This is a genomic window from Bradyrhizobium sp. USDA 4516 (genome assembly GCF_054055915.1).
In genome coordinates, this window is sequence record NZ_JBSRXT010000001.1 from 5,183,392 (window position 1) to 5,196,085 (window position 12,694).

Annotated in this window: 12 protein-coding genes and 2 pseudogenes; 12 read left to right on the forward strand and 2 right to left on the reverse strand. The window is 60.2% G+C overall.

What is annotated here, in order from left to right; genetic code table 11:
- The first annotated feature begins 607 nt into the window (after window positions 1-607).
- The 7 genes and pseudogenes from ACVI1L_RS23840 (at window position 608) to tnpB (ACVI1L_RS23870) (ending at window position 5,305) form a co-directional block, all read left to right on the forward strand.
- Complete coding sequence (locus ACVI1L_RS23840) at window positions 608-1,693, forward strand: ABC transporter ATP-binding protein (protein WP_456783952.1); 1,086 nt, start codon at window positions 608-610, stop codon at window positions 1,691-1,693.
- Between the two features lie 102 nt (window positions 1,694-1,795).
- A complete protein-coding gene (locus ACVI1L_RS23845) occupies window positions 1,796-2,608 on the forward strand; it encodes an ABC transporter permease (protein ID WP_456783953.1) in 813 nt (270 codons plus the stop codon).
- A gap of 16 nt (window positions 2,609-2,624) precedes the next feature.
- Window positions 2,625-3,425 (forward strand): ABC transporter permease, encoded by an 801-nt coding sequence (locus ACVI1L_RS23850; protein ID WP_456785597.1) that lies wholly within the window; start codon window positions 2,625-2,627, stop codon window positions 3,423-3,425.
- A 340-nt stretch (window positions 3,426-3,765) separates the two neighbouring features.
- On the forward strand, window positions 3,766-4,266 hold the full coding sequence (locus tag ACVI1L_RS23855; RefSeq protein WP_456783954.1) for a transposase: 501 nt from the start codon (window positions 3,766-3,768) through the stop codon (window positions 4,264-4,266).
- Window positions 4,163-4,465: pseudogene (gene tnpB, locus ACVI1L_RS23860) on the forward strand (IS66 family insertion sequence element accessory protein TnpB); the annotation flags it as partial. The gene ACVI1L_RS23855 and the pseudogene tnpB (ACVI1L_RS23860), both read left to right, overlap by 104 nt.
- A 94-nt stretch (window positions 4,466-4,559) precedes the next feature.
- Window positions 4,560-4,961 (forward strand): IS66-like element accessory protein TnpA, encoded by a 402-nt coding sequence (gene tnpA / locus ACVI1L_RS23865; RefSeq protein WP_139486052.1) that lies wholly within the window; start codon window positions 4,560-4,562, stop codon window positions 4,959-4,961.
- A gap of 23 nt (window positions 4,962-4,984) precedes the next feature.
- On the forward strand, window positions 4,985-5,305 hold the full coding sequence (gene tnpB, locus ACVI1L_RS23870) for an IS66 family insertion sequence element accessory protein TnpB (RefSeq protein ID WP_430641956.1): 321 nt from the start codon (window positions 4,985-4,987) through the stop codon (window positions 5,303-5,305).
- Window positions 5,306-5,582: 277 nt separating this feature from the next.
- On the opposite strand, the gene istB is transcribed toward tnpB (ACVI1L_RS23870), so the two are convergent.
- Together istB and istA are read right to left on the reverse strand one after the other, a co-directional pair.
- Window positions 5,583-6,395, reverse strand: a complete 813-nt coding sequence (istB, locus tag ACVI1L_RS23875; RefSeq protein WP_456783955.1) for an IS21-like element helper ATPase IstB — start codon at window positions 6,393-6,395, stop codon at window positions 5,583-5,585.
- Complete coding sequence (gene istA / locus ACVI1L_RS23880; RefSeq protein WP_456783956.1) at window positions 6,392-7,915, reverse strand: IS21 family transposase; 1,524 nt, start codon at window positions 7,913-7,915, stop codon at window positions 6,392-6,394. The genes istB and istA overlap by 4 nt, the downstream gene beginning before the upstream one ends.
- Before the next feature lie 174 nt (window positions 7,916-8,089).
- Here istA and tnpC (ACVI1L_RS23885) point away from each other — a divergent pair, with 174 nt between their 5' ends.
- From tnpC (ACVI1L_RS23885) to tnpB (ACVI1L_RS23905), 5 genes and pseudogenes are all read left to right on the forward strand, one after another.
- Complete coding sequence (tnpC, locus tag ACVI1L_RS23885) at window positions 8,090-9,676, forward strand: IS66 family transposase (RefSeq protein ID WP_456783957.1); 1,587 nt, start codon at window positions 8,090-8,092, stop codon at window positions 9,674-9,676.
- A gap of 180 nt (window positions 9,677-9,856) precedes the next feature.
- A pseudogene (gene tnpC, locus ACVI1L_RS23890) lies at window positions 9,857-11,416 on the forward strand (IS66 family transposase); the annotation flags it as partial.
- A 189-nt stretch (window positions 11,417-11,605) separates the two neighbouring features.
- The gene (locus ACVI1L_RS23895; protein ID WP_456783958.1) at window positions 11,606-11,953 is read left to right on the forward strand and encodes a hypothetical protein; all 348 of its coding nucleotides are present in this window, start codon (window positions 11,606-11,608) and stop codon (window positions 11,951-11,953) included.
- Between the two features lie 81 nt (window positions 11,954-12,034).
- Window positions 12,035-12,298 carry a transposase gene (locus ACVI1L_RS23900; protein WP_456783959.1) on the forward strand — a complete coding sequence of 88 codons (264 nt, stop codon included), beginning with the start codon at window positions 12,035-12,037 and terminating at the stop codon, window positions 12,296-12,298.
- A gap of 11 nt (window positions 12,299-12,309) precedes the next feature.
- The gene (tnpB, locus tag ACVI1L_RS23905; RefSeq protein WP_456783960.1) at window positions 12,310-12,639 is read left to right on the forward strand and encodes an IS66 family insertion sequence element accessory protein TnpB; all 330 of its coding nucleotides are present in this window, start codon (window positions 12,310-12,312) and stop codon (window positions 12,637-12,639) included.
- Window positions 12,640-12,694 lie beyond the last annotated feature (55 nt).

Genomic DNA, 12,694 nt, shown 5'->3' on the forward strand with positions numbered 1-12,694 from the left:
CCTTTCGAGGATGCGCGACCCTCCGGGTGCGTGATGTTCAGGCAACCGCGCTAGTAGAGAAACTGCATTCGCCCGCTCTAGCGCACCGGACTTAAGATCCGTCCTGCAAACGTATACTCGGATTGTGACCTTCCAAAGCAAACTGGAAAATCTGACTTTCAGCCTTACCGGATTGGTATTATACATGATCAAATTGGTAATGGTGGTCTTTAAGACTACAGCGTAGACACTGAAATTCAATAGGATTTGCAGGAGGGGACAAGGTCCATGTGAAGCGAGGTCTTTTGATCGGCGTGTTGACGTTGACGGTCAACCTTAGTCTTTGAGCATGTGACCCCTCGCCCTGTCGCGCTCGCGCTATCTCTAACTTCGTATGTCGGCTTCGCAGAGCGACGGCGCGGCTCCGACTTCCAGCGTCTGACGCGGGAATTGATGGTTAACGCTGCCGGTAAGACCGACGATAAAAAATCAACGAGGAATGTGGTCCGGAGTTGGGTGTATCCACTGCGCATGAGACCCCGAGTCGCACTGCAGGACCATCTGATGATTGCCTTCTCGGCGACGGAGACTTCCAGAAATGCACGGAACCAAGCCAGCCGGACAAGTTATGAACGAGCCCCTGCAAGCCGCGCTACAGTTTTGCAATATCACAAAGAGCTACGGTCATGGCCTAGCGCTCGACAACATCAACCTGTCGATTCGTCCAGGGGAGTTCGTGACCCTGCTGGGCCCAAGCGGATCCGGCAAGACGACGCTGCTCAACATCGTCTCGGGAATGGTGGTGCCAACCAGTGGTACCGTGATGATTGGTGGTCGCGATGTGACTAGCGTTCCTCCGCGTGAGCGCGACCTTGGAATGGTGTTCCAGAATTACGCTCTTCTGCCTCACATGACGGTTTTTGATAACGTCGCTTTTCCGCTCCGCATCCGCAAGTTCTCTAAGTGCGAGATCGAGCTTGCAGTAATGAATGTGCTGGAAATGGTACGCCTGCGAGATTTCGCTAAACGCAAACCAAAGGAGCTCTCTGGCGGGCAGCAACAGCGTGTCTCTATCGCGCGCTGTTTAGTTTACAAACCAAAGCTTATTCTAATGGATGAGCCGCTTGGGGCTTTGGATAAAAAGCTAAGGTTACAACTGCAATCAGAAATCAAGAAGATACACGAAGAGCTCGGCGGTACGGTTGTTTACGTCACTCACGACCAGGAAGAGGCCCTCGTTCTTTCCGATCGGATCTGCCTCATGAACCATGCTCGTATCGAGCAAGTGGGCACGCCTAATGACCTATATTTTCGACCGGCAAACGAGTTCGTGGCCGAATTCTTGGGAGATTCCAATCTAATATCGGGTACCTTAGTTCAGTGCATCAATGATGTTGCTCGAGTTCGGACCAATGATGGAGCAGTGGTTTGCTGCAGACTGCAGGGCAAGTTTACATCCGGCAACCAGCTTAAGGTGCTGGTCAGGCCAGAATCCGTGCAGTTATCGAGAATTGATCAGTCCACCGAAGTCGGAATGGAAGGCGTCATTCAAGGCCGCGCCTTCGTGGGGCATTCGATTCGATATACGATTGCGGTTGGAAATCAGCGTCTGACAGTCATGCAGAACAGCGGTGCCGGAAAGCCGATGTTCGAGGCCTTTGATAGGGTCTGGGTTACCTGGTCACCAACCGATGCGATTTCGATCAGTTCGTGATCGTCCCAGTCGGTTGTAAGCTTTAAAATGAGATGCAACGTAAGCGTGCACAGCAATCTCGCCGGTTGATGGGTGCTTTCAAAAATGGAAAAAGGCGCTTAGATGAGAAAATGGGAATTGGTCGGCTTTTTAGCCCCAGTGTCGGCTGTCATGACGCTCGGTTTGATTGTCCCGCTCGTATTCATCATTTACAATAGCCTCGGCAACGCGCACCTATCTCTGGACGCATACATTGGGCTATTCCACAGTTCACTATTTGGTCGTGTCGTATTGACGACGGTCGAGATGGCCGTCGAGTCGACTGCGATCGGTCTTGTCCTTGCTTATCCCGTCGCCTTGCATCTTTCTCGAGTTTCCGATTGGTGGCGTCCGTTCTTCCTTATCTTCGTTTTATTGCCCTTTTGGACAAGCATTTTGGTCAAGAGCTATGCCTTCATTGTCGTCCTCGGGGACCATGGTCTTGTGAACAATGCGCTTGCCAGTGTCGGACTGCCGCGGCTGCCATTGATGTTCAATCGTGTGGGCGTTCTTGCTGGAATGACCAGTGTGCTCATTCCCTTTGCTGTGTTTCCTCTGCTCTCCAATTTGATCGGGCAGAATGCAGATTTGCGAAAAGCTGCCGCCGTAATGGGGGCTTCGGACTTTCGCATCTTTTGGCAGATCACGTTTCCGTTGAGTGCGTCTGGTATCGTTGCCGCGGGGGTCATTTGTTTCGTTATTTCGATCGGTACATTCATTACCCCATCTCTGCTCGGTGGACGGAAGGATACGATGGTTGCGAACTTGATCGACTTCTATACGCATGAGTCGCTTGATTGGGCCACGGCATCGGCAATTGCCGTTTTGCTTTTTGCAATAAGTGGCACCTTCATGCTGCTACTCGGTAGGCTGCGACGCGACAGTGCTTTGATCTGAGGGAGAGATCGCCTTGATGCATGCAACCGTGAAGTGGAGTCTTGAGAAGGGGCGAATCGTCACTGCGATCGCCGCGCTTCTATACGTATTCTTGCTGTTTCCGAGCCTTATCATCGTGCCGATGTCGTTTGGCAACCGGGTCGAGCTTGTCTTTCCGCCGGACACCTATTCGCTCGACTTGTATCGCGCGTACTTCGGCTCAATGAGCTGGTTGACCGTAACATATCGAAGCGCAATCTACGCGCTGTTCGCTACGCTTCTTGCAATGACAATCGGCGTGCCTGGTGCTTACGCACTTGCGCGCACGAACTTCCGCGGCAAGCGACTCCTCGTTGTTTTCATCCTAAGTCCAATGATGGTGCCGAGCGTTGTGATTGCCCTCGGGCTTTATGTCTACTATCTCCGTGTTTCTTTAAACAATACTGTCATCGGGGTGGTGTTTGCATTTACAATGATCGTCACCCCATACGTCGTCCTGACAGTATCCGCTGGAATTGAGACCCTGGATGAACGACTCGAAAAGATGGCAATCATCATGGGTGCGACGCGATGGCGCACGTTTTGGCAGGTGGTATTGCCGCAGCTCATTCCGTCGCTTGTCTCCGCGACTTTGTTTGCCTTTTTGCTATCATTCGACGAGGTGGTAACTGCTTATTTCATCACTGGGCCAGGTACAATGACGTTGCCGGTGAAGATGTATTCGAGCATTAAGTGGGAAATTTCGCCTATTCTAGCGGTGATCGCAACGCTTCTGACCGCTCTCTCGACCTTCATTTGTCTTGTCACTGCCGCACTAAGGAGACCGGGCGTGAAGTAAGCCGTCGGGATTGGTGGGCTAGCAAAGCTAGTGCTAGCGAATCGCTGAGACAGAAATTTGACTTGTGAAGCAGAGCCGACGTCACGCCAGTTCTCGAAGGATCGAGGAGTCGTCGTATGCTCAGGTAAGGCGTAAGCGGCAAAGAGACCCCGTCTGGCGGAGTGGGTAAGCGATCGGCTATCGGCTGCTGAGTTTGTGAGCCGATGTGAGCTTCGTGAGCGTCATGCAGAGACCATACGCTGAGGGTTGATCTGGTCGGCTAGGAAGATCTCGCGGAATGGTTTGTCGCGAGGTCACAATGTCCAAGGATAGTCGTAAGGATAGCGATAAGGATAGGCATATGCCTATCCTCGAACACGGCGCCGACACGCTGCAGCGTGTCGAGATCATCACCGGGACGGGCCGGCGTCGGCGCTGGTCGACCGATGCAAAGGCGACGATTGTCGCGGAGAGTTTTGCGCCGGGTGCAAGCGTGTCGGTGGTGGCGCGGCGACACGACATCAGTCCAAGCCTGTTGTTTCTCTGGCGTCGCCAGAGCACGCCGGCGCAGGTCGCGGAGCACGGGGACAGAGGCATGCCACTGGCTTTATCCCGGTCGCGATCACCAGCTGTGGCGGCCAGAGGGAGGAGCCGGCGACGATCGAGATTGAGGTCGGCGCGGTTCGTATCCGTGTCAGAGGGACAGTCGACCGGCAGGTACTGTGCGAGGTGTTGGCGGCGGTCGGGACGGTTGGTCGATGATCGGGCTTCGAGCTGGGTTGTCGATCTGGATTGCGACGCAGCCGGTCGATTTCCGCCGCGGCATGGACTCGCTGGCGATGCTGGTGAGCGAGGCCTTTGAAGCCAATCCGTTCGACGGCGGACTTTATGTCTTCCGCTCCAAGCGCCGAGATCGCGTGAAGATCCTGACCTGGGATGGAAGCGGCCTTGTCCTTTACTACAAAAGAATCGAGGGGCAGTTCACCTGGCCGCCGATCAAGGAAGGCGTCATGTCGCTATCCCATGCTCAGCTCTCGGTCCTGCTCGATGGCTCGGACTGGAAGCATGGTACGCATCCGACGGGGGCCGTCTTGCGTGATGGGTGGCAATTCGCGAAGCGTGTGGCCTTAAGTCTAGCTTTAAGGTCATCAGGCGATGCGGGTCGAGGTTTTGGGCGGGTTGGAGCGGCGGCGGCGCTGGTCGCAGGACGACAAGGCACGGATTGTCGAGGAGACATTGGCACCGGGCGCGAAGGTGACTGAGGTTGCGCGTCGCAATGGAGTAGCGGCCAGCCTGGTGTTTACCTGGCGTCGACAAGCACGGACATCGGAACAAGTTGTGCCATCTTTTACGCCGGTGCAGATCGCCGCCGTAGCGGCCTCGGCTGAGGAAGCTCCGAAGCTTTTGCCTACGGTTGATGGCCGAGTTCGCTCCGTGACAGCCGCGCGTACTGGATTGATAGAGATCGATCTCGGCAACCGACGGTGCATCCGGGTGGATGCGCACGTCGATCCGGAGGCGTTAGCGCGGGTCCTCGATGTGCTTGGACGCCGATGATTGCGATACCGGGGAATGTGCGAGTGTGGCTCGCGACAGGCTACACGGATATGCGCAGAGGCTTTCCGTCGCTGGCACTCCAAGTGCAGGAGGTGCTGCACAAAGACCCGCTCAGCGGTCATCTGTTCGTCTTCCGCGGTCGCCGCAGCGATCTTGTGAAGGCGATCTGGCACGATGGCCAGGGAGCCTGCTTGTTCACAAAAAGACTCGAGAGAGGAAAGTTCATCTGGCCATCGGTTACCGGAGAATCGGTAACGATCTCGCCGGCGCAGTTGAGCTATCTGCTGTCTGGAATCGATTGGCGTAACCCTCAAGAAACCCATCGGCCGACGCGGGTCGGATAGCCGCTTTTACGGTTTGAATCTGCTGCTTGATCTGATTCAATGGCTTCATGATATCGAAGCCGGACGATCTTCCATCGGACCTCGTCAGTGCCCTGGCGGCGCTGCAGGCCGAGCGTGAGGCACGGCTGCGAGCTGAGGCGGTGGCTGCCTGTAGCGCGACGATCTGGGAGAGAGGTGCGCGACAATCTGGATGAGAATCTGGTGTCGCAGCGGGAGTGATGATCGCGGCTTTGATTGACGCGCGCAAGTGCTTTGTCAGGTTGATTGTCGCGGCGCGTCAATCAGGGGCGATATTGGCGGGTGTGGCGTATGACGCTGGGCGCCCAGGTCCCTTTTTGCGCTCAGCGGCCTCGCGGCGTCGGTAGCTTTCGACATTCATCTCGAAGATGGTGGCGTGATGAACGAGCCGGTCGACCGCGGCGAGCGTCATGGCGGGGTCCGGGAAGATCTTCCCCCACTCGCCAAAGGGTTGGTTGGCGGTGATCAGCATGGAGCGCCGCTCATAACGGGCGCTGATGAGCTCGAAGAGCACACTGGTCTCGGCCTGGTCCTTGGTGACGTATGCGAGATCATCGAGGATGAGCAGGTCGAACTTGTCGAGCTTGGCCAGCACGCTCTCGAGGACGAGGTCGCGGCGGGCCTGCTGCAGCTTCTGGACGAGATCTGTGGTGCGGGTGAACAGCACCCTGTAGCCGTTCTCGATGAGAGCGAGACCGATTGCTGAGGCGAGATGGCTCTTGCCGGTGCCAGGCGGGCCGAACAGGAGCAGGTTTGCGCCTTTCTCCAGCCAGGTGTCGCCGGCGACGATGGCCATGACCTGGGCCTTGGAGACCGTCGGCACGGCGTCGAACTCGAAGCTGTCGAGGGTCTTTCCGGGCAGGAGGCGGCCCTCTGTGAGGTGCCGCTCGATGCGGCGGCGATCGCGTTCGGCCAGTTCGTGCTCGGCGAGCGCAGTGAGGAAGCGCGCGGCGGGCCAGCCCTCCTTGTCGGCCTGCTCGGCGAACTGTGGCCAGATCACCTTGCTGGCGGGCAGTCGCAGCTCGTTAAGGAGCAGGCTGAGCCTGGCGGGATCAATCGATGTGCTCTTCATGCTGCGTCTCCCGTCACGGGCTTGTGGCTGATGCCGATGAGCGCTTCGTAGGCCTGGAGCGGCGCCAGGCGGACGACCACGTTAGGCAGGCGTGCGGGATCGGGCGCGAAGCGGGCACGCAGGGCGGCCATGTCGGGGAGCCGGTGATTGTCGAGGCAGATGGACAGCTCCTCGGCTAGTTCGCTCTCGCAGCCGCGCTCGTGGGCGAGGCCAAGAAGCTCGACCATGATGCGGCAGGCCTGGCGCTCGGGCAGATGCTCGACGAGGAGATCGAAGGTCCGCCGGTAGGCCTCGCGCGGGAAGAGCCGATCGCGATAGACCAGATTGAGCAACGCCATCGGCTTCCTTCTGAGCGAATGGATGACGTGCCGGTAGTTGACGACCTGGTCATGCTTGCCGGACGGGGAAGCACGCCCGCGCGGCAGCGTCATGAGATGCGTGCCACCGATGAAGACATCGAGCCGATCGTCGTAGAGGCGCACGCGCAAGCGATGGCCGATCAGACGCGAGGGCACCGTGTAGAAGACCTTGCGCAGCGTGAAGCCGCCTGAGGAGGTGACGCGCACGCTGAGTTCCTCATAGTCGGTGGTGCGCCGCTCAGGTAGCTCCCGAAGCTGGGCGCGCTCGGCATCGATGCGCTTGGCGTTGCGGGCATTGCGGCGGCCGACGATCTCGTCGACGAAGCGGCGATAGGAGGCGAGATCATCGAAGTCGACGGTGCCACGCAGCAACAGTGCATCCTCGATCGCCCGCTTGAGATGGCCGTGCGGGCCCTCGATCGAGCCGTTCTCGTGGGCGATGCCGGCATTGTTGCGTGACGGCGTCATGCCGTAATGGCTGCACAGCTCGTCATAGCGGCGGGTCAGGTCCTCGCGCGCGTCCTTGTCCAGGTTGCGGAAGGCGGCGGACAGGCTGTCCGAGCGGTGCTCGCGCGGCACCCCACCGAGGGACCAGAGTGCGTTCTGTAGGCCTTCCGCCAGCGCCACGAAGCTCTCGCCGCCGAGCACGACATGGGCGTGCTCGAAGCCCGAATAGGCGAGCCGGAAATGATAGAGCCGGTGGTCGAGCGGCTGGCCGGCGATGGCGACGCCGAACGAGGCCACGTCGGTGAAGTCCGACAGACCGAGCCTGCCGGGTTCGTGCGCCTGGCGGAAGATGACCTCCTGCTCCTCACCGTGGATGGCACGCCAGCCTCGGATGCGCCGCTCCAGCGTCCGGCGCACGCCCTCGCCCAACTTGGGATGGCGCCGTATCATCTCCTCGAAAATGGCCACGGGCCGGATGCCGGGCGCTGCCCGCAGCAGTGGCACAACTTCAGCGTCGAAAATGTCGGCGAGCGGATCGGGACGCCGTCGTCCGCGCGGCTCCTTCTTCTGCGAAGGTAGTATCGGATCCTTCTCGATCCGGTAGGCCGTTGCCACGCTGATCGACGCCTTCGCCGCGGCGACAGGCGTCGGATGGGTCTTCCTGAGCTTCATGTAGAGCCTCAATTGATGGTCGGTTATGTGGCGGCCGGGCACAAAAGTGATTCCTCCGAATCGGAAAAACCACCGGCATACCGGCCGACCGCGACCACCAGAGAAAGGCCTCGAAAAGGCCGCCGCCGCTGGACGGAAACTCCGGTCGGGCTACGCCCTCCCTACGTTCCCGTCCAGCGGCGGCATTCTCATCTTGATTGACGCTGCACTCTCACTTTGATCGCCGCGCCGCAGGCTGCCAATTGGCAGGCGCAAGCCGCGAATGCGCAGGCGCAACTGTCGGATACCGAGGCGCTGATCGCGCATCTCGAGTTGCGCATCGAGAAGCTGAAACGCGAACTGTACGGGCAACGCTCCGAACGCACGGCACGGCTGCTCGAGCAGTTGGAGCTAGAGCTGGAAGAGCTCGTCACCACAGCGAGCGAGGATGAGCTTGCCGCGCAGGCCGCAGCGGCGAAGACGCAGAACGTCCGCCCCTTCATGCGCAAGCGGCCGGTGCGCAAGCCGTGGCCGGACGACATCGAACGCGAGCGCGTCGTCATTGAGGCCCCAACGACCTGCGCCTGCTGTGGTGGATCGCGGTTGGCGAAGATCGGTGAGGATGTGACCGGGACGCTGGAGGAGATCCCGCGGCGCTTCAAGCTGATCGAGACGGTACGGGAGAAATTTACCTGCCGCGATTGCGAGAAGATCAGCCAGCCGCCGGCGCCGTTCCATGCCACGCCGCGTGGCTTCATCGGCCCACAATTGCTGGCGACGATGCTGTTCGACAAGTTCGGCATGCACATCCCGCTCAACCGCCAGAGTGCGCGCTTCAAGGCCGAGGGGATCGACCTGCCGTTGTCGACGCTGGCGGACCAGGTCGGCCACGGGACCTTCGCCGTCATGCCGCTCTTCCACTTGATCGAACGCCATGTGCTCGCGGCCGAGCGTCTTCATGGCGATGACACCACCATCCGTATCCTGGCGAAGGGCAAGTGCACGACCGGGCGGATCTGGACTTATGTGCGGGATGACCGGCCCTTCGCCGGGCCTGCGCCGCCGGCGGCGGTCTATTACGCCTCGAGCGATCGACGAGGCGAGCATCCCCAGAAGCATCTGGCGGCCTTCGCCGGTATCCTGCAAGCCGATTGCTACAACGGCTTCGAGCCGCTGTTCGACCCGCAGAAGAAGGCGCTGCCGATTACGCCGGCGTTTTGCTTTGCCCATGCGCGGCGGGGCTTCTTCGAGCTGGCTGACATCGAGAAAAATGCTCGGGAAGGCAAGAAGGGCAAGCCGGTCTCTCCGATCGCGCTGGAGGCGGTCAAGCGCCTCGATGCGTTGTTCGAGATCGAGCGCGCCATCAACGGCCGTGGCGCCGACGAGCGGCGCGCCGTGCGCCAGGAAAACAGCAAGCCGCTTCTCGAGGACATGCACGCTTGGCTGCTGCGTGAGCGCGAAACCCTCTCGCGCTCCTCCGAGGTCCTGAAGCCGATCAACTACATGCTCAGGCGCTGGGACGACTTCGCCCGCTTCCTCGACGATGGCAGGATCTGCTTGACCAACAATTGTGCCGAGCGCGCATTGAGAGGCATCGCATTGGGAAGGCGCAACTGGACCTTCGCCGGCAGCCAGCGTGGCGCCGACCGCGCCGCCATCATGCTGACGATGATCACGACCTGTCACCTCAACGACGTCGATCCCAAGGCCTGGCTTGCCGACGTCCTCGCCCGTATCGCCGATCTTCCCGCTTCGCGTCTGCACGAACTGCTGCCCTGGGAATGGAAACTCCTGCGCCAAGCCGCCGGTCAGCAGGCCGCCTGACCTTCACGCAACGCCATCATAGAGCCCGCCGCGCCCGCGCGCATGCGTCAATCAGGCGGTCTTCGTCGTATGCGTACGAAGCATGTGCCGATGCGAGCTGTGGATCAGCCGGTACGAGCAGGTTGATCATTATCAAGAGGCGTTCGTCACTCACGCAGAGTTGTTGTAGAATCACTCTGCATGAGTGATTTGCCTTCCGATCCAGCATTGCTCCGACAAACCGTGATGGCGCTTTCGTCACGGCTTGCGGCGTTGTCGGAGGAATGCAGCACGCTGGCGACCGCGCGTGATGCAGCGATCGCCCAACGCGACGCTGCGATCCAGGAGAACGACAAGCTCCTGATGATCCTGTCCCAGTACAAGCGCACGATCTTCGGTCCGCGCTCCGAGACACTGGATATCGGACAGCTGTCTCTCTTCAGCATCAGGGCACAGGCGGCTCATGCCGCCGCCAACGACGACGTGACCGGAGGCAGGCTGCCTGACGGAGCGGAGGGCCGTGGAAAGCGGCCGGCACGACGCAACCGGGGGAAGCTTCCGGAGCATTTGCCGCGCATCGATGTCGTGATCGATATCGAGGGCCACATCTGCCCCTGCTGCGGCGAGCAGCTGCACAAGATCGGGGAGACCGTCAAGGAAGCGTTCGACATCATTCCGATGCAGTACCGGGTCAAGCGCACCGTGCGTCCGCGGTACGGCTGCCGGGGCTGCCGCCAGGGTGTGGTACAGGCACCCGCGCCGGCCCAGGCGATCGACGGTGGAATGGTGACGGAAGCTTTGCTGGCCCACGTCGCGGTCATGAAATACGGCTACCAGCTGCCGCGGTATCGCCAGGAACAGATGTTTGCCGCCCAAGGCATCACGCTCGACCGGCAAACGCTAGCCTCGTGGATGGGCCGCGTCGCCTGGTGGCTGAAGCCGCTTCACACGCTGTTGCGCCACTCGGTGATGTCCTACCCGCGGCTGTTTGCCGACGAGACGCCGCTGCCAGTTCTCGATCCCGGCCGTGGCAGAACCAAAGTCTGCCAGCTCTGGGCGATCGCCACCGATGACCGCCCATGGGGCGGCCCTGCGCCGCCAGCGGTGGTCTACGTGTTCGCCGAGGATCGCAAGGCGATCCGCGCCAAGCAGCTGTTTAGAGATTATAACGGCATCCTGCAGGTTGACGGTTACGCCGCTTACAAGGGGCTGATCAAGAACGGCGGCCGTCTGGTACAACTAGCGTTCTGCTTCGCGCATGCGCGGCGGAAGTTCTGGGACGTCCACGTCGGGACGAAATCGCCGATTGCCGCGGAAGCGCTGCAGCGGATCGCGATGTTTTACGCCGTTGAGGATCGCATTCGCGGTTTGCCGGCGACGCGGCGAGCTGCGGTGCGACAATCCGACATCAGACCGCTGATCGAGGACTTCAAGCCCTGGCTCGAGGCGCGGCTGTTGGAAGTCTCGAAGAAGTCCGGTTTGGGCAAGGCCATCCGCTACACCCTCAACCATTGGGACGGCCTGACGCGCTTTATCGATGACGGACGCATTGAAATAGACAACAATACGGTCGAGCGCAGCATCAAGCCGATAGGGCTTGGAAAGAAGAACTATTTGTTCGCGGGCAGCGAAGGCGGCGCCGAGACATGGGCCATTCTCGCGTCGCTCATCAACTCGGCAAAGCTACAAGATATCGACCCACGGCACTATCTGACCGACGTTCTCGAAAATCTCTTCGCGGATCACGCGCAGCGTCACCTCGTGCAGATAGACTTGCAGCGCCCGCTCCAGCTCGGTGAACTCCGGCAACAGGATCTTGTCGACGAAGCCCCGCGACGCGCGGACCATCACCGTGTTGCGTCGCTGGCGGCGATAACGAAACGGCCGCAGCCCATACCGGCGGCAAAGCGGCAGAAACAGATGCCGCGACCACTGGTCGGGAAGTGAGAATTGCTGTTCGATCGGTGGATCGTGGCGGGCGAGTTCCTCGACTCGGGCCCGCACCCGCCGCAGCGCCGCTTCCGCCGCAAGGCGCTCACCAGCAGTTCCGGCACCCACGAACAACGCCTCGATCTTCCGAAGCTTCTCGCGCAGCTGCGACTCGCCGGTCATTCTGATCCCCGTTGCCCGCTCCGAACCGAGATCACCCCATCACCGCGCAACGGCAGCGTCAATCATCCCAACCGCGCTATCCAGAGCATTCCGCGCAAGTCAAGCCCGGGCACCGGTGATCCCTTCGTGACGCTCACTGAGCTTCTATGTCTGCGCCTAGTTCTGGAACTAGAACCTTCCATATGATCGAAGCGGTTGCCGGGCGTCTTGAGGGAGCGCCGCGGCAGCTTCGCCGACGCTGGTCGGAACGAGTTTAAGGCGCAAGTTGTGACAGAGGCGCTGGAGCCTGGCGCGAGTGTCTCGGCGATCGCCCGCCGGATTGGCATTCACCCGTCGCAGCTGTTCGCCTGGCGCCGTGATGCTCGGGCAGAGCGACATTGTCCCGCGCGGCACTCGAGTTGCGAGGGTGTGGTGGTGTCTGCGGCAGGCGCAGTGATCGAAATTGCCATTGGCGAGGTGATCGTGCGCGCCGGCGTGGACGTCGACGAGGCGCAGTTGCAGCGGGTGATCCGGGCAGTGCGTTCGGCATGATCCCCTCTGGCGTGAAGGTGTTCCTGGCGAGCCATCCAGTCGACTTCCGTAAGGGTATCGATGGCTTTGTTGCGCTGGTACGCGATGCCGGCTCAGATCCGTTCGATGGTTCGCTTTATGTGTTCCGCGCCAGAAGAGCCGACAGAATAAAGATCGTATGGTGGGATGGCTCTGGCGTGTGCCTCTATTTAAAACGGCTTGAGAAGGCGAGGTTCTGCTGGCCGCGGATCGGACATCATCGGGTGCAGCTGAATGCTGCGCAGTTGCTGGCCCTGGTCGATGGGATGGACTGGAAGCGGGTCCGGACCGCGGCGGTCAAGCCGCCGGAGATTGTTGGGTAAAAGCACTGCGGCGAAGTGAATCAGTGAGCTGAAAGGGCAAGAGAACAGGGGCAAA

Bases quoted from the DNA above. Each gene is read 5' to 3' on its own strand.
- tnpA (WP_139486052.1), top strand. From the start codon at position 4,560: ATGCGGGTCGAGGTTTTGGGCGGGTTGGAGCGGCGGCGGCGCTGGTCG.
- istB (WP_456783955.1), bottom strand. From the start codon at position 6,395: ATGAAGAGCACATCGATTGATCCCGCCAGGCTCAGCCTGCTCCTTAAC.
- ACVI1L_RS23855 (WP_456783954.1), top strand. From the start codon at position 3,766: ATGCCTATCCTCGAACACGGCGCCGACACGCTGCAGCGTGTCGAGATC.
- ACVI1L_RS23850 (WP_456785597.1), top strand. From the start codon at position 2,625: ATGCATGCAACCGTGAAGTGGAGTCTTGAGAAGGGGCGAATCGTCACT.
- ACVI1L_RS23845 (WP_456783953.1), top strand. From the start codon at position 1,796: ATGAGAAAATGGGAATTGGTCGGCTTTTTAGCCCCAGTGTCGGCTGTC.
- ACVI1L_RS23840 (WP_456783952.1), top strand. From the start codon at position 608: ATGAACGAGCCCCTGCAAGCCGCGCTACAGTTTTGCAATATCACAAAG.